12 protein-coding genes and 1 riboswitch are annotated in these 15,954 nt (G+C 71.5%); of the genes, 6 read left to right on the top strand and 6 right to left on the bottom strand.

Going from position 1 to position 15,954, the window contains the following annotated elements:
* Positions 1-8 precede the first annotated feature (8 nt).
* Positions 9-725, top strand: a complete 717-nt coding sequence (locus tag GGE06_RS24960; RefSeq protein ID WP_246532731.1) for a WbqC family protein — start codon at positions 9-11, stop codon at positions 723-725.
* Positions 726-805: 80 nt separating this feature from the next.
* Positions 806-1,869, top strand: a protein-coding gene (locus tag GGE06_RS44255; protein WP_446696915.1) for an IS630 family transposase whose coding sequence is annotated in 2 segments (ribosomal slippage) — positions 806-1,253 and positions 1,253-1,869 — 1,065 coding nt in all. Because the reading frame shifts where the segments join, the coding sequence is not laid out codon by codon here.
* 17 nt (positions 1,870-1,886) lie between these two features.
* On the opposite strand, the gene GGE06_RS24945 is transcribed toward GGE06_RS44255, so the two are convergent.
* Positions 1,887-2,300 (bottom strand): hypothetical protein, encoded by a 414-nt coding sequence (locus tag GGE06_RS24945; protein WP_184931761.1) that lies wholly within the window; start codon positions 2,298-2,300, stop codon positions 1,887-1,889.
* 246 nt (positions 2,301-2,546) lie between these two features.
* On the bottom strand, positions 2,547-3,908 hold the full coding sequence (locus GGE06_RS24940; protein WP_184931760.1) for a hypothetical protein: 1,362 nt from the start codon (positions 3,906-3,908) through the stop codon (positions 2,547-2,549).
* 758 nt (positions 3,909-4,666) lie between these two features.
* Here GGE06_RS24940 and GGE06_RS42735 point away from each other — a divergent pair.
* Both GGE06_RS42735 and GGE06_RS24935 read left to right on the top strand, forming a co-directional pair.
* Positions 4,667-4,864, top strand: coding sequence for a helix-turn-helix transcriptional regulator (locus GGE06_RS42735; RefSeq protein WP_246532729.1), 198 nt, complete (start codon positions 4,667-4,669; stop codon positions 4,862-4,864).
* Positions 4,855-6,249 carry a site-specific integrase gene (locus GGE06_RS24935; RefSeq protein WP_184931759.1) on the top strand — a complete coding sequence of 465 codons (1,395 nt, stop codon included), beginning with the start codon at positions 4,855-4,857 and terminating at the stop codon, positions 6,247-6,249. The genes GGE06_RS42735 and GGE06_RS24935 overlap by 10 nt, the downstream gene beginning before the upstream one ends.
* Before the next feature lie 172 nt (positions 6,250-6,421).
* On the opposite strand, the gene exaC is transcribed toward GGE06_RS24935, so the two are convergent.
* A complete protein-coding gene (gene exaC, locus GGE06_RS24930; RefSeq protein WP_184931949.1) occupies positions 6,422-7,945 on the bottom strand; it encodes an acetaldehyde dehydrogenase ExaC in 1,524 nt (507 codons plus the stop codon).
* Between the two features lie 43 nt (positions 7,946-7,988).
* Complete coding sequence (locus tag GGE06_RS24925; protein WP_376773589.1) at positions 7,989-9,422, bottom strand: GAF domain-containing protein; 1,434 nt, start codon at positions 9,420-9,422, stop codon at positions 7,989-7,991.
* A 92-nt stretch (positions 9,423-9,514) separates the two neighbouring features.
* Positions 9,515-9,623: riboswitch (ZMP/ZTP riboswitch) on the top strand.
* Between the two features lie 28 nt (positions 9,624-9,651).
* Here GGE06_RS24925 and GGE06_RS24920 point away from each other — a divergent pair.
* Positions 9,652-10,506: a bifunctional 5,10-methylenetetrahydrofolate dehydrogenase/5,10-methenyltetrahydrofolate cyclohydrolase gene (locus tag GGE06_RS24920; protein WP_184931758.1), complete on the top strand. Its 855-nt coding sequence runs from the start codon at positions 9,652-9,654 to the stop codon at positions 10,504-10,506.
* Between the two features lie 272 nt (positions 10,507-10,778).
* Positions 10,779-11,609 carry a hypothetical protein gene (locus GGE06_RS24915; RefSeq protein WP_184931757.1) on the top strand — a complete coding sequence of 277 codons (831 nt, stop codon included), beginning with the start codon at positions 10,779-10,781 and terminating at the stop codon, positions 11,607-11,609.
* Here GGE06_RS24915 and GGE06_RS24910 read toward each other — a convergent pair.
* A complete protein-coding gene (locus GGE06_RS24910) occupies positions 11,590-12,933 on the bottom strand; it encodes an SWF or SNF family helicase (protein ID WP_184931756.1) in 1,344 nt (447 codons plus the stop codon). The genes GGE06_RS24915 and GGE06_RS24910 overlap by 20 nt on opposite strands.
* Positions 12,930-15,884 (bottom strand): SCO1167/SCO6262 family helicase, encoded by a 2,955-nt coding sequence (locus GGE06_RS24905; protein ID WP_246532727.1) that lies wholly within the window; start codon positions 15,882-15,884, stop codon positions 12,930-12,932. Before GGE06_RS24905 ends, GGE06_RS24910 begins: the two co-directional genes overlap by 4 nt.
* Between the last annotated feature and the right edge of the window lie 70 nt (positions 15,885-15,954).

Here is a 15,954-nt window from a genome sequence, read left to right as displayed (position 1 = left end):
CGGGGGGATTGGTAGCGATTCACCAGCCCAACCTCTTCCCTCGGCTGAGCACCCTCGCGAAGCTCTTCGCGGCGGACTGCTGGATTGTCCTCGACGACGTCCAGTTCGCCCGCCGCGACTTCCAGCACCGCGCCCGACTCGGCAGCATGTCCTGCCCGGACCGGCGCCAGTGGCTCTCGATCCCGACCCACCTACCCCACGGGCGGTCCACCCTCATCAAGGACGCAGTTGTGGCCGACCCGGACCTGGCTCGTCGCCGCCTCACGTACATGCTGGCGCAGTATTACGCGAAGAGCCCCGACTGGCCGAAGTTCCGGGGTGGGCTGGACGCTGTGCTTCATGGGCTTGAGACCGCGAAAACGGCTGATCTTGCCGAGGAGTCCACAAGGCTGTTGCTCAGGCTCCTGGGGTGGAGGGGGCGCATCCAGCGGAGCAGTTGCTTGGCAGCCCGGTCGGAGCGCTCAGAGCGGCTCGCAGACCTCTCCGCTGCCACCGGCGCGCGCGGCTACCTGTGCGGAACCGGTGGCATGCGCTACCTGGTGACCGCGCCGTTCGAAGCCCATGGAGTGAGCATCGTGCCCTTCGTAACCTCGAACACCGGCGTTTGGAGGGACGCGCGCGAAATGAGCTCCTTGCGGCCGCTTATGGCCGCAGGGATTGCAGCCGTAGCTGACGCCGTACGAACCGTCGCGGCAGGCCATCAGCAGACCATGGGCTCGGCGTAGGCACTGCTACTGAACTTGATTGGGTGATGTCGGGGATGTTTGCCTGACGTCGGCCTGTCGGCTGAGGTAGCTGTGGGGCTGTGAGGTACGCGCAGGGCGGCGGGCTGACCGACGCCGAGAGAGCCGCGCGGGAGCGGATCCGGCTGCAGGCCGTGGAACGCTTCGAGGGCGCGGAGAAGAACCGGGAAATCGCTGCCGCGCTGCGAGTGAGCGAGCGGTCGGTGGAGCGGTGGCGCCGGGCTTGGCGCGAGCGAGGCGAGGCCGGGATCCTGTCGAAGGGATCGCCCGGACGTCCCAGGCTCAGCTCCGTTCAGATCGCGCGGCTGGAGCGGGAGTTGGAGCGTGGACCACTGCTCCACGGCTGGGCCGATCAGCGGTGGACGATGGCGCGAGTCAAGACGCTGATCGGTCGACTGTTCCACGTTTCCTACACGGTGGAAGGCACGTGGCGGCTACTGAAGCGGCACGGCTGGTCATGGCAGCAGCCCACCCGCCGGGCGATCGAGCGCGACGATGCGGCGGTTGACCTGTGGAAGAAAGAGGTCTGGCCACGGGTAAGAGCTGTGCGGCGGCGTGCAACGGCTGGATCGTCTTCGAGGATGAAGCCGGCCAGTCGATGACGCCGCCGCGCTCTCGCACCTGGGGACGGATCGGCCGAACCCCGGTCGTCCGGGTTCGCGGCCGAGGCTCCGGACGGGTGTCGATGGCGGGTATGACCTGCTACAAGCCGGGCGAGCGGTCCCGGCTGATCTACGCCATCCGCGAGTACCGAGGGCGCAAGGGCGAGCCGAAGGGCTTCGGCTGGCGGGACCTCCGCGACCTCTTGGTGCGTGCCCGCATCCAGCTCGGCGGACCGATCGTGCTGGTCTGGGACAACGTCCGCCTCCACCTGACCGCCGGGATGCGGGAGTTCATCGCCGCGAATGCCGCCTGGCTCACCGTGTTCCAACTCCCCACCTACGCGCCAGACCTGAACCCGCAGGAGGGCATTTGGTCGCTGGTCAAACGCGACATCGGCAACCTCGCCGCAGCCGACCTGGGCCAGATCACCAGGCCCGTGAAGCGCAGGCTCAAGCAGATCCAGTACCGCCCGGATCTCGTCGACAGCTGCCTTGCGGGCACCGGCCTCATCACGGACGACTGACCGGCGCTGCGGATTCGTCAGTCGCCGTAGTACCGGTCGTAGGAGGCGGAGCGCTCCTCCACTGAGAAGCCCTCGAATTCACCGTCTGCCTCGAGCTCGCGCAGTCGATCCAGAGCCGCTGCCGCAGCAGGTGCACAGTTGGCCGAGAGGTGGGCCTTCGTCGCGTCGAGCCCGTGCCCGAGTAGGAATTCGATGTCGATCGAGCACGCTGCGTCGAAGCTGGCTTGCTTCGCACTCCAGATCAGGAGCACGTCGTCGACGTCGCCGCTGTTGAACAGATAGAAGCAGCAGAGCCTCATCAGCTCGGTGTCGCCCTCGCCCTGGGAGCGTCGCTCACGCGCCGTGTGCTCCCGGAGGAGTGTACGGATCTCGTCGAGGTCCGCGTCGACGGGACGCAGCCCATAGCGGCGCCAGCATTCCTCGACATCCATCACTGGTCTCCCTGATCGTCCGGCCCGGCCCGGTGCCTATCGGCCCCACCCATCGCCGTTCGGTCGGACGACGGCCCTCTGCCGGTCACAGTATGCACACCGAGGGCCGGCCCATGTGGGTCGGCGGTCACCGGCGCAGGTGACCGATGGCGCACGCCACCCGACATCACCCAATCAAGTTGAGTAGTCCGACGCTGCGCGAATCTGGGGACCACGTTTGGGACCCCAGACCCCAGCATGTCGTCTTCACCCCGTCTTGCCGCCTCGGCCCGCTCGCGGCGTCCACAGCGCGGAATCCCGGCGCGGTGTCGACGAGTCGGTCAGCAGCGATGCCACGCCCTGGGGAACACCAAGCCTCCCCAGGGCCCAGTCGAGCGCATCAGCTTCGGCATCGCACATTCTGGCTATCAGGTCGGTTTGTTCAGGTAGGAGGATTCGCCGGGGGATCACGATCGTCTCCCGGACCCGGTCGAGGGGAAGCCCCCGCTGGAAACCCTGTGCGGCGGGGCGAAGCGCGTCGTCGTCGGGCGGAAGCGGCAGGCGCCGGCGGGCTGCATTCGAGACGACGATCCCGGCAACATGGACGTACTCCGCCAGCAGTGGCCCCAACAGGTCTGCGAGTGCATCGGTCTTGGCGGCGAGCGGCATCCCCGCGAAGGGCGTTGGGAAGTGGAAGAGGCCGCTGTGGTCCTCCACCCAGATCCACGCGGTGCCCGCCCCCGCCGTCTTGGCGCACTTGGCACGCACCTTGCCCAGGAGCCGCCTGCCCTGGTCGCTCTCCACCGTGTCACCGGTCAGAGTGGTGCCCTGGGGCGCCGTGCCAGGGTGGACGGTCAGCCGCCTGCCGGCGTTGCTGAGGAGATCGACCGCGGCCCCCGAGGCAGCGCACTGTTGGGCGGCCTCCTCGGTCCGCTTTTTCCATACCTCGAAGGCGTCGCTGTTGAGGAGTTCGGGGAGGTCGCCTTCCCAGTAGATGTCACGGCCCCTGTCCAGAGTGAAGAGGTGAGCCTGGAGGTTCTGGCGGAACCTCTCGTAGTCCTGGCTCTTCTGGTCCTCGGCGAGGGTGACGACCTCGATGAAGACGGGGCCGACACGGACGTCGCCGGGACCACCGCTGGCTTTCGCCGGCTCCAGCTCGACCGGGAGTCTGCAGGCCGCCCCCATGAGCGCGAGCCGGGCCTGTGTCTGGGAGTGCAGGAACCGGGACAGGGTGACGTCGCGGCGTGCATCCCGCTTGACCGAGGCAATGCCGGGCACCCCGGCTTTTTCCAGATAGGCGTACGCGGCCCACCACCGCACCGCCTCCACCCATGCTCCCGGCGCGGCTCCGTTCATGAACTGGAGCACCGGGGCGTGTCGGCCCAGACCGACGAAGGTGTCGCTGGCCTGACCCCGGGCGGGGGAGGGGACCACGGCCTTGGGCAGCCAGCGGCTGTCGAAGAACGCGGTGAGGCCGGCCACTGCGCGTGCGGTCACCTCGTGACCTGCGGGGGAGAGATAGTCGGCGCCCTCCGGACAACCGAACCACGCCTCCCAGTCGATCGCCCTGAGGCCCTGGTCGATCGCCCGCCATATCTCTATGTCACGAGGGTGCATGCCCGTGATCATGATGCATCCGCAGACGAGGATGCGGGGGTTTTCCCGAACGTCCGACGCTTCCGCCCAGCCCGCCCTGGACGAGTCCCCCGTCCGGTCCACACCACAGCAATAGCGGACAGCCACCGCGGATCGCACGACGGCGACCCTCGCGTGTCTATTTGCGGGGCAGTTCCTCTCGCGCCCAGAGTTGTCGACTTCCCGGCGGATTGATAGTGGGCATTCGCTCACGGCAGACGAGAGTTGGCGGCAAAAGACTGGAACCTCGGCTGGGACCATGTCAATGTACAACGTCCCGAAAATGCAAGGTCGGACGAGGAGCTGCTCGACGGGAAGGGCGGAGAGATGGCAATCCCAGCCTAGTTCGATTGGCGGTCTGGAGCAGTTCCTGTTTAGGAGGTTCGTGTGTCTGATCCCGCCATTCGATCTGCTCGCTTCACGTCCCCTGTCCTCTTTGTTCTCGGCGGATTGAACGCATGGTCCGGAAAAACGTCTGGTGGCTAAGGAACGGTCACTGTCGACTGTGCGTCTGCGCCTGCGCGGCTGGCCTATTTGGTGATCCAAGGTGTTGCGAGCTCATGGGCGCGGGGCGCGCAACATAGCCCACGATCGCCGGTTGGCCAAACCGGCGATCCTCACGACCATTGATGTTCGTCCGCATCGGCCGTGCTTGGTAGTGGAGCTGGCGGACGCACTGTCCCGGGACTACGCAGTGCTTCCTTGTAATTTGCGCCTGTGTAGCCCTTCCTGTCCCCGACTGAAAGGAAGAAATGGCTCGTCCCCCTGCGCTGAAGCTCGCTGAGGTCCTGGCGGAGATCCGCATGAGTACCTCGGCGTTCTACCGTCTGCGTGCCCGCAACCAGGCTCCTCGAATGATCAAGCTGCCGAACGGCGAACTCCGCTGCCGTCGTGCCGACCTCGACGCCTGGTGGCAGGCGTGCGAAAGGGATACGCCTGAATGGCGATGAGTTACAAGGTCCGCTTCTGGGACATCCGGGAGCGGCCGAAGCGTCGCAAGCCGTTCGAGGTCCGATGGACGGTCAACGGCCGCGAGCGGTCGGAGTCCTTTATTACCAAGGGGCTGGCCGAGAGCCGGCGAGCGAAGCTCATGACGGCCGCGCGTGACGGTGAGGCGTTCGACGAGCAGACTGGTCTGCCGGCTTCCGAGATCCGCGCCATTAGGCAGCGGACAACCTGGTACGACCTGGCTCATGCCTACATCGATGAGCGATGGGATCGAACGCCTGGCAACACCCGTCGTACCCTCGCTGATGCACTTGCCACCATCACGCCCGCGCTGGTGAGGCGCGAAGCGCGTTACTCGGAGCCGAGGGTTCTGCGGCGCGCGCTGTATTCATGGGCGTTCAACAAGCGAGCCTGGGAGAGTGAGCCGTCCGCCGAATGGCAGCATGCCCTCGACTGGATGAAGCGGCACTCACTGCCCGTCAGTGAGCTGATGGAACCAGACGTCGTGCGCAGGGCGTTGGACGCGCTCGGCCGGAAGATCGACGGAGAGTCCGCCGCGGCGAAGACCGCCCTGCGGAAGCGATCGGCCTTCAGCGAGGTCCTCGGAACTGCCGTCGACAAGGGATACTTCACGGAGAATCCGCTCGCAAGGGTCAAGTGGCAGGCTCCTGGGGTGAGCGAGGAAGTGGACCCGGCCTGCGTGCCGAACCCGACCCAGGTTGCTCGCCTGCTGACCGCTGTTGGCGAACAACAGGGTCGCGGCCCGCACCTTGAGGCGTTCTTCGGCTGCATGTACTACGCGGCCATGCGTCCGGCGGAGGTCATCCACCTGCAGATCTCACAGTGCCATCTGCCGAAGAGCGGCTGGGGCATGCTCAACCTGAGCGGAGGTGTCGTCACGGCCGGCAAGGAGTGGACGGACGATGGTGAGGTCCACGAAGTGCACTCCTTGAAGCGGCGAGCCGTCAAGGCCACACGTCCCGTGCCGATACCGCCGTCGTTCGTGCGCACACTGCGAAATCACGTCGATCGCTTCGGCGTTGCGCCCGATGGCCGAGTGTTTCGCAATGCGGCCGGCGGCTACGTTGATGCAGCGGCCTACGGCAAGACGTGGGAGCGGGCCCGTAAGAAGGCCCTGGCTCCCAGCGAGCAGCCTACGCTGCTCGCCAAGAGGCCCTATGACCTCCGGCACGCCGGGATCTCGTTCTGGCTGCACTCCGGCGTGGATCCTGCCGAATGCGCGCGCCGGGCCGGCCAGAGCATCCAAGTGCTCTTCCAGTACTACGCCAAGTTCCTGGACGGTCTGCAGGAGCATTCCAACCGGCTCATCGAGGAGTCGATGCAGGAGTGGAGCCGGCGCAGCAAGGACAGCAGCCCCAAGGGCTGAGCCGCAATCTGGCCCGTGTATGGCCCGGAACTGCCGGTCAGGACTGGGATACCGGTGGGATGAACTGGAAGAAGGGGGGTATTTCGACACCTCCCCCATGGGAGGGGCCGTGCACTCCAAGAAGGCGCCTGACCCGGGGAAAACCCCAGGTCAGGCGCCTTCTTTCGTGCAGCTAGAAGAAGCCGAGCTTTTTCGGCGAGTAGCTCACCAGCAGATTTTTCGTCTGCTGGTAGTGGTCCAGCATCATCTTGTGGGTCTCTCGCCCGATGCCCGACTGCTTATAGCCTCCAAAAGCACTGTGGGCCGGGTAGGCGTGGTAGCAGTTCGTCCAGACGCGGCCCGCCTGGATCGCGCGGCCCGCGCGGTAGGCGGTGTTCGTGTCGCGGGTCCAGACGCCGGCGCCGAGGCCGTAGAGGGTGTCGTTGGCCGTGCGGATCGCGTCGTCGAAGTCGTTGAAGGAGGTCACCGCCACCACCGGGCCGAAGATCTCCTCCTGGAAGATCCGCATGCGGTTGTCGCCCTCGAAGACGGTCGGCTGGACGTAGTAGCCGCCCGCCAACTCGCCGCCGTGCTCGACGATCTGGCCGCCCGTCAGGATCTTCGCGCCCTCCTTCTGGCCGATCTCCAGGTAGGAGAGGATCTTGCGGAGCTGGTCGGCGGAGGCCTGGGCGCCGATCATCGTGTCCGTGTCCAGGGGGTGGCCGGGGACGATCTTCTCCGTGCGGGCGACCGCCGCTTCCATGAAGTCGGCGTAGTGGCCGCGCTGGACGAGGGCCCGCGAGGGGCAGGTGCAGACCTCGCCCTGGTTGAGGGCGAACATCGTGAAGCCTTCGAGCGCCTTGTCGCGGAAGTCGTCGTCCGCCGCCCACACGTCGTCGAAGAAGATGTTGGGGGACTTGCCGCCGAGTTCGAGGGTGACCGGCTTCAGGTTCTCGGCGGCGTACCCCATGATGAGGCGGCCCGTCGTCGTCTCGCCGGTGAACGCGATCTTCGCGACGCGCGGGCTGGACGCCAGCGGCTTGCCGGCCTCCTCGCCGAAGCCGTTGACGACGTTCAGGACGCCCGGCGGCAGCAGGTCCGCGACCAGGCTCAGCCAGAAGTGCACGGAGGCCGGGGTCTGTTCGGCCGGCTTGAGGATCACCGCGTTGCCCGCCGCCAGCGCCGGGGCCAGCTTCCAGACCGCCATGAGGATCGGGAAGTTCCACGGGATGATCTGCGCGACGACGCCCAGCGGCTCGTGGAAGTGGTACGCCACGGTGTCGTCGTCGATCTCGCTCAGCGCGCCCTCCTGGGCCCGCAGCGCCCCCGCGAAGTAGCGGAAGTGGTCGATCGCGAGCGGGATGTCCGCGGCGAGCGTCTCCCGGACCGGCTTGCCGTTGTCCCACGTCTCGGCGACCGCCAGCGCCTCCAGGTTGCTCTCCATGCGGTCCGCGATCTTCAGCAGAACGGCCGCCCGCTCCGCCGGCGCCGTCCGCCCCCACGCCGGGGCCGCCGCGTGCGCCGCGTCGAGGGCGCGTTCCACGTCCTCGGCGGTGCCGCGCGCGACCTCCGTGAAGGGCCGGCCGTCGACCGGGCTGGGGTTCTCGAAGTAGCGCCCGCCCGCCGGGGCGACGTACTCGCCGCCGATCCAGTGGTCGTAGCGGGCCTGGTACGACATGAGCGCGCCCTCGGTGCCGGGTGCGGCGTAACGGGTCATCGGCATGGCCTCCCTCGACGCGCCGGCCGTCCCTGGCCGGCACTCACGCCCGAGTGTGGTGCCCCGAACGTTGCAAGCCCGTTGCACCGGCGGACAGTTCCGCCTCCAGGGAGTCGAGCCTCGCCCGTACGGGAGGAAGTTGGGGCGCCGGAACCGCCGCGCACAGCGCCCGCCAGACCACCACGTCGTCCTCGCCCCACGCGCTGTACGCCCAGTCGGCGAGCAGCCCGGGATCGGCCCGGTCCACCAGTGCCGCCCGCAGCCGGTCCGCCAGCCGCTCCCGCAGCCGTACGACCCCGGGCGCGGTCGACGCCGGGAGCAGCGGGCCCGCGTAGTCCCCGGCCGCCGCTGCCACGGCCCCCGAGGCGAGCTTCCGGTCGACCGTCGCGAAGTCCGCGTCCACCGCCCCCGCGAGCCGGTACGGCCGCGACCGCAGCGCGTCCGCGCCGAGCAGCGCCCGCAGCCGGGACAGCTCCGCCCGCAGCGTCACCGGGGTGACCGACTCGTCCTCGTACAGGAGCGTGAGCAGCTCGTCGCCGCCCACCCCGTCCGGCCGGTGCGCGAGGACCACCAGGATCTCGCTGTGCCGGCGGCTCAGCCGCAGCCGCCGCCCGCCCGCCGAGAGCACCGCCTCGTCCCGGCCGAGCGCCGAGAGCCGGATCCGCCCCGGGTCCGGGGCCGGCCCGAGCAGGGCCAGCTGGGACTCGGCCGCGCGCGCCACCGCCTGCACGAAGCCGAGACTGTGCGGGTGCGCGAGCCGCTCCCCGCCCGTGATGTCGACCGCGCCGAGCACCCGCCCGCTGTACGGGTCGTGCACGGGGGCCGCGGCGCAGGTCCACGCCCGCACCGGACGCCGGAAGTGCTCGGCGGCGACGACCTGCACCGGCCGGTCCACGGCCAGGGCGGTGCCCGGCGCGTTCGTGCCGGCCGCCGTCTCCGACCAGCGGGCCCCGGCCACGAAGTTCATCCCCCGGGCCTTGCGCAGGGTCCCCGGATGCCCCTCGACCCACAGCATCCGCCCGGCCGCGTCGCAGACCGCGAGCAGATGTTCCCCGTCCGTCGCGTACGCCCCCATCAGCTCCCTGATCACCGGCATCGCCGCGGAGAGGGGATGTGCTTCGCGGTACGCGGCGAGCTCGTCCTCGTCCAGCTCCACCCGCGCCGAACCGTCGGGGCTCACGCGCGCGCGTACGGACCGGCGCCAGGACGCCGCCACCAGCGGACGGGCCTCCCGGAGGGGCCGGTCGACGTCCGTGCTCCCGTCGTCGTTGTCCGTGGAGTGTCGGTCGGCGTCCGTGGAGGGCCGGTCGTCATCCGCACGCGGGTAAGTTTCCGTGCCCCGGCGAGTCGCCCTGCCCCGGTCGGTGCCCCCGTGCCGGCCCGCGCTTTCGTCCCGTTCCGTCCGTGGCTCCGCGGCCACCCACGCTTCGCTCAACTCGGCCTCCTCGTCGAGGTCGTCCCGGCCCGTCGCGGTCATCGTGGTGCGCCCGACGGCCGCCGACAAGCTCCCTCGCACCTCGGCATATGCACCCTGTCCGGGAGCGGCCCCCCGCCCCTCACGTAGAGTGGTGCCCGGGCCGTGACTGGCGCTTGAGGTGGATCACCACCGGGGAGCGGCCCGGCGGTGCGTGCCCCCTGCGGCGCGACCGTGCCGATGCCGTGCGCCTGGGCGAACCACCGGTCAGAGACGACGCCCAGGAGTTGCCATGTCCACCAGCACCGCCATCCTCATGGACGGTACGGCCCTCGCCCGCCGCACGGTCGAGGAGACCGCCGCCCGCGCCGCCGAGATCACCCGCCGCACCGGCGTCACCCCGTGCCTCGCGACCGTCCTGGTCGGCGCGGACCCGGCCTCCGTCACGTACGTGAAGATGAAGCAGAACCGCTGCGCGAAGGCCGGAATCCGCTCCAAGCACGTCGAGCTGCCCGCGGAGACGACCACCGAGGAGCTCGTCGCCGCCATCACCGCCCTGTCCGAGGACCCCGAGGTCCACGGCATCCTGCTCCAGCACCCGGTCGGCCCGCACATCGACGAGCGCGCCGCCTTCGAGGCCATCGCCCCCGAGAAGGACGTCGACGGCGTCACCATGGCCTCCTTCGCCGCCATGGGCTTCGGCCTGCCCGGCTTCGTCTCCTGCACGCCCGGCGGCATCATGCGCCTCCTCGACGCGTACGACGTCCAGCTCAGCGGCAAGCGCGCGGTCGTCGTCGGCCGCAGCGCGATCCTGGGCAAGCCGGCCGGCCTGCTCCTCCTCGGCCGCGACGCCACCGTCACCTACCGCCACTCCCGCACCGAGGACCTCTCCTCGGTCGTCCGCGAGGCCGACGTCCTCGTCGCCGCCGTCGGCAAGCCGAACTTCATCAAGGGCGAGGACATCAAGCCGGGCGCCGTCGTCATCGACGCCGGCTACAACCCGGGCAACGTCGGCGACGTCGACTTCGCGTCGGCCGCCGAGCGCGCCTCGCTCATCACCCCGGTCCCCGGCGGTGTCGGCCCCATGACCATCGCCGTGCTCCTCGCCCAGACGGTCGAGGGCGCGGAGCGCCAGCTCGGCCTGTAGCCGACGGTGACCGGGCGGCGGCGGTGACGGGGGAGCGGCGGTGGCATGGGCGCCCGCGGTCGGCGATCGTCACGATTCTGTACGGGTCGGTCCCGGCGGCCGGTGAAAGCTGGCCGAGTCGCCGCCGAACGGCGAACCTGGTCCCTGTGTCCCACCCGCCGACCGCCACGCCTCCGTCCGAGCCGGACCGCCCGGGCCCGTCCGGTGAGAAAGATGCCGAGACGGGCACTGACGCGCCTCGGCCTGCCGAGGCGCGCCCTCTCGACGCCCTCGTGCCCGACCCGCTCGTCACCAGGCCCCCCGGCACCGGTGGCGAGTCCCCCTGGCCCACGCGTTTCGTCCGGCTCGGCGCGGCCCGGCCGGGACCGGAGGCGCGGCGCGCCCGTTGGTTCGGTGTGCCCCTCCTGCCCCTGCTCACGGCAGGCCTCGTGGCAGGCGCCTTCCTGACCGCCCGAAGCGGGGCGGAGGGTGGCGGACCCGCCGACGGCCGGCCGGGCGGGGACCCGGTCGGCGCGCCGGCGCCGGTCGTCACCGGCGGGACGGGTCCGACCGCCGGGACGGCCGACACGCCGAGCGCGGGCACGCCCCCGAACTCCACGGCCACGGGCGGCACGCGGACGGCGTCCGAGGACCGCTCGGGCCGCGCACAGAGCAGTACGTCCGCGGAGCCGACCCGGTCCGGGGCCCCCGCACCCGCGAACGGCACGCCCTCGACCGGCGCCACCCCTTCCGGCCGCCCGACCGGCGCCCCGGCCCGCGAGCGCTCCGTCTCCTACGAGGCGCTGCGCATCGGCGACTGCTTCGACATCGACCGCGACGCGCCCGGCACCGCCCTCCGGCGGCGCTGCGACACGCCGCACCACGCCGAACTCGTCGCCCGGCCCCGCCTGGTCGGCTCCTTCGCCACCGATCGGGCGGTACGCGACGCCGCCACCCTGCTCTGCCGCGAACCGCTCCGGCTCAAGGCCGCCCGGCAGCCGCTCGGCACGCGCTGGACGACCTTCGTCCAGTACCCGTACCTGACGAGTCATCTCCTCGGCGCGGACACCGTCGCCTGCAGCCTGGCCGTCCTCGGCGACACGCTCAGCCACCGGCTCCAGTAGCACCGGCGGCGAACGCCGTCGCCAGGGCCGCCGCCGGGTCCCGGTCCGCCGGACCGGCCGGGGACCAGCGGGCCCCGGCCTTCACGTACGGCCACCAGCGTCCGTCCTCGCCGAGCCGCAGCTGAGCCTCCGTGCCCACGGCCGTCCACCGCCCGCCGCCCGCCTGCCGCAGCGCCGGCCGGTCGTCGTCCGCCCAGGCCTCGGCGAGCCTGGCCCCGGCCCGTTCCAGCGCCTCGGCGTCCGGTGCCCACTCCTCGTCCAGTACGGCGAGGGCGGCGGCGCCGCCGAACCGCCACGCGCGCGTGGCCAGGTCCAGCTCCGCCCGCGACCTGCCCGAACCGGCGGCGAGCCGCGCGGCGATCCACGGAACGGGAGCGCCCGCCGCGAGCCGTACCGCGTCCTGAGCGACCGTCGGACGGGCTGCGGCCGGGGCCGTCGTGTCCCCACCGCTCAGCAGCGTGCCGAGCAGCCGGTGCGCGCGTGCCGCCGCGTCCGCCACGAGGAACTCGAGGGCCGCCGGGTCGACCCCCGGCTCCGGCGGGGTGTCCGTGTCCAGGGACGGCGACCGGCCGGGCGCGGCCGGGAGGACCGGAGGGGTGGGCAGCGGGGGTACGAGGAACCCCGCCGCGAACGCCTCCTCGGCCGACACGCCGGGCATCCCGCCGACCTCTCCGGGCCCGCCGGCCTCCTCCTCGCCGCGCGCGGACGGCACGGCGGCCCGTGCGGCACTGCGCGTCTGCAGCAGTTCCAGGAGGGTGCGCTCGCCCCGCCCCCGCATGAGCAGGAGGACGAACGGGTCCTCGTCGAGCAGGCGGGCGACCTGGTAGCAGAGCGCCGTCGTGTGCGGGCAGTGGTCCCAGGCCTCGCAGGCGCACTCCGCCTCCAGGTCCCCGATGCCCGGCAGGAGGTCGAGCCCGGCCGCCGCAGCGTCCTCCACCAGGTGCGGCGGCATCTCGCGGTCGAGGAGCGCGGCGATGTGGCCCGCACTGTCCACGGCGAGGTCGAGGAGCCGCTCCCACTGCTCCTCCGAGAACTCGCGCACCAGCACGTCGCTGCGGTACGCCGTGCCGTCACGGTCCTTGACCATCGCGGTGATCCGGCCGGGCCGCACCGAGACGGCGCCCACCGCCCCCGCGCGCGCGTGCCGGCGTCCCGCCTTGAGCTGCTGCAGGTCCAGCGCGCTGTCCTCGAGGGCCTTCAGCCACACCCGTCCCCACCAGGTGCGGGTGAACGCGCCGCCCTGCGCCGGCGGCAGCGCCTCGAACGTCCGCTCGTCGTCCCCGTACCCGTGGGCGGGGCCGTTCCCCTGTCCGTACTCGCTCATCGTCCGTCCCCTCGCAGTCGCACCAGCTCCGCCAGTTCGGCATCGGTCAGTTCGGTCAGCTCCGGCGGGGCGTCGCCGCCGGAGCCCAGGACGGTGTCCGCCAGCTCGCGCTTGCGGTCGAGCATCGCGGCGATCCGGTCCTCGATCGTGCCCTCGGCGATCAGCCGGTGGACCTGCACCGGCCGGTCCTGCCCGATGCGGTACGCGCGGTCGGTGGCCTGCGCCTCCACGGCCGGGTTCCACCAGCGGTCGTAGTGCACGACGTGCTCGGCGCGGGTCAGGTTGAGACCGGTCCCGGCGGCCTTCAGGGACAGGAGGAAGACCGGCACCTCCCCGCCCTGGAAGCGGGCGACCATCGCCTCGCGCTCGGCGACCGGTGTGCCGCCGTGCAGGAACTGGGTCCGCACGCCCCGTGCTTCGAGATGCGCCTCCAGGAGCCGGGCCATCCCCACGTACTGGGTGAAGACCAGGGTGCACGCGCCCTCGGCGACGATCGTGTCGAGGAGCTCGTCGAGCAGTTCCAGCTTGCCCGAGCGGCCCCCGATCCTCGGCCGCTCCTCCTTGAGGTACTGGGCGGGGTGGTTGCAGATCTGCTTGAGGCCCGTCAGGAGCTTCACGACGAGCCCGCGGCGCTCCATGCCGTCGGCCTCCGCGATCGCCGCGAGCGTCTCCCGCACCACCGCCTCGTACAGACCGGTCTGCTCGGGCGTCAGGGAGACGGTCCGATCGGTCTCGGTCTTCGGCGGCAGCTCGAGGGCGATACCGGGGTCGGACTTGCGCCGGCGCAGGAGGAAGGGGCGCACGAGCGCGGCGAGCCGCTCGGCGGCGGCCGGGTCCTGCCCGCCCTCGACGGCGGCGGCGAACCGGGTCCGGAAGGCGCCCAGACCGCCGAGGAGCCCCGGCGTGGTCCAGTCGAGGATCGCCCACAGTTCGGAGAGGTTGTTCTCCACCGGCGTGCCGGACAGCGCCACGCGCGCGCGTGCCCCGATGGTCCGCAGCTGTCGGGCCGTCGCCGAGTACGGGTTCTTGACGTGCTGGGCCTCGTCCGCGACCACGAGCCCCCAGTTCCGTGCGGCGAGCCGCTCGGCGTCCAGCCGCATGGTGCCGTACGTGGTGAGCACGAAGCCGCCGTCGGCGAGGTCCTCCAGGTCACGTGCCGCGCCGTGGAAGCGGCGCACCGGCGTGCCGGGCGCGAACTTCTCGATCTCCCGCTGCCAGTTGCCCATGAGCGAGGTCGGGCAGACGACGAGGGTGGGGCCCGCGGACGCCGGGTCGGCCTGCCGGTGCAGGTGGAGGGAGATGACCGTGATCGTCTTGCCGAGTCCCATGTCGTCGGCGAGACAGCCGCCGAGGCCGAGGGAGGTCATCCGGTGGAGCCAGTCGAGTCCGCGCAGCTGGTAGTCGCGCAGGGTCGCGGCGAGCGCCGGGGGTTGTGCGATCTCCGGCCGGTCGCCCTCGGGTTCGGCGAGCCGTTCCCGCAGCCGTTCCAGCCAGCCCGTCGCGGCCACCTCGACGGTGCGTCCGTCGACCTCGGTGGTGCCGGTGAGGACGGCCGAGAGGGCGTCCACCGGGGTGACCTTGCGGTCCTGGTGGGCCCGGGCCCGGCGGACCTCGGTCGGATCGACGAGGACCCAGCGGTCGCGCAGCCGCACGAGCGGCCGTCCCGCCTCGGCGAGCCGGTCGAGTTCCGCGCGGGTGAGCTCGTGGTCGCCGACGGCGAAGCGCCAGTTGAAGGCGAGCAGGGAGTCCGCGGCGAGGAAGGAGGGCAGCGCGGAGGCGCGGGAGCCATCGGCGGGGTCCGAGTCGACGTCGACGCCGTCACGGAGCCCGGAGGCCCCGGTACCGACGGCTGCCTGCGGGCCGATCACCGCGCGGGCGGTGAGCCGGTCGGCGAGTTCGCGCGGCCAGTGGACCTGGACGCCCGAGGCCGCGAGGGCCTCGGCCGCCGGGCCCAGGAGCTCCCCGACCTCCTCGTCGGCGAGTTCGACGGTGTCGGGCACGGCCGCCGACAGGAGCGGGGACAGCGGGGGCCAGGCACGGGCGGCACGCCGGAGGGCGAGGAGGGCGTCCATCCGGGCCCGGGGGCCGAACGCGGCTCCGGCCCGGCCGGAGGCCGCCCACACCTCCGCCGCGTCCGCGACGAGGGTCGGGTCGGCGACCCCGTGCAGCTGGAGCACCGCCCGGAAGGCGGGCGCCTCCCGAGATTTCCGGGTGAAGCCGGGCAGTTCGAGGCGGAGCGAGAGCCGGACGCCCGCGTCGTGCACCGCCGCCACGTCGGCGGCCCACGCCCGCTGTTCGGGGACGGTCTGCGGCGCGTCGGCCGCGAAGGCCGACCCTCCGGCCGCGAGCGGGGCGGCGGGAGTACGGGGCAGCGTGTCGGCCACCGCGTCGGCGAAGGCACGCAGCAGCGCCTCGGGTTCGGGCAGCAGCAGCGGCTCGTCGTCGGACAGGGGGACGGCGTGCGCGGCGGGCGGCATCGACGCCGCCAGCGTGCGGAGTTCGTCCAGCTCGCCGGGGCCGAGCGGTCCGACGCGCCACGCGTCGTGGTCGGCGGGCGTGAGGCCGGGCAGCAGCAGGCCGCGCGCGACGAGGTCCAGGGCGAAGAGGGACGCGGCACCCCAGAACGCGGTCGCGGGGGAGGCGGCGTCCGAGAACCGGGCACGTGCGAGGAACGGCAGGGCGTCCCGTACGGACAGGCTGCGGGCGGCGACGGTCACGAGCTGCAGCGAGTCGCCGTCGACGACCGTGATCGCGGTGTCGCCGGGGTGGGAGTCGTGGCCGTCGTCGGCGTCGCGGACGTCCGGCAGGGGCTCGTCGTCGGGTGACCAGAAGGCGATCCGTCCGGCACGCGGCGGGTCGGCGGGCACGAAGACGGCGGAGTGGCGGAGGAGTTCGGGGGCTTCGGGGACGGGTTCGCGGGCCGGGTCATCTTGTCCGTGCGAGAGCGACAACGCATTCCTCAAATTTGACTACCTGGAGACCGAGTCGCCGAGGATACCCGACGGAATCGATCTCCTGGCG

It is taken from the genome of Streptomyces nymphaeiformis (genome assembly GCF_014203895.1).
Taxonomy (GTDB): Bacteria; Actinomycetota; Actinomycetes; order Streptomycetales; family Streptomycetaceae; genus Streptomyces; species Streptomyces nymphaeiformis.
This window is presented reverse-complemented; position numbering and strand designations above follow the sequence as displayed.

What these genes read in the sequence shown, in the direction of transcription:
- GGE06_RS24920 (WP_184931758.1), top strand. Translation starts at nt 9,652, where the DNA reads ATGTCCACCAGCACCGCCATCCTCATGGACGGTACGGCCCTCGCCCGC.
- exaC (WP_184931949.1), bottom strand. Translation starts at nt 7,945, where the DNA reads ATGACCCGTTACGCCGCACCCGGCACCGAGGGCGCGCTCATGTCGTAC.
- GGE06_RS24910 (WP_184931756.1), bottom strand. Translation starts at nt 12,933, where the DNA reads ATGAGCGAGTACGGACAGGGGAACGGCCCCGCCCACGGGTACGGGGAC.
- GGE06_RS24945 (WP_184931761.1), bottom strand. Translation starts at nt 2,300, where the DNA reads ATGGATGTCGAGGAATGCTGGCGCCGCTATGGGCTGCGTCCCGTCGAC.
- GGE06_RS24935 (WP_184931759.1), top strand. Translation starts at nt 4,855, where the DNA reads ATGGCGATGAGTTACAAGGTCCGCTTCTGGGACATCCGGGAGCGGCCG.
- GGE06_RS24925 (WP_376773589.1), bottom strand. Translation starts at nt 9,422, where the DNA reads ATGACCGCGACGGGCCGGGACGACCTCGACGAGGAGGCCGAGTTGAGC.
- GGE06_RS42735 (WP_246532729.1), top strand. Translation starts at nt 4,667, where the DNA reads ATGGCTCGTCCCCCTGCGCTGAAGCTCGCTGAGGTCCTGGCGGAGATC.
- GGE06_RS24940 (WP_184931760.1), bottom strand. Translation starts at nt 3,908, where the DNA reads ATGATCACGGGCATGCACCCTCGTGACATAGAGATATGGCGGGCGATC.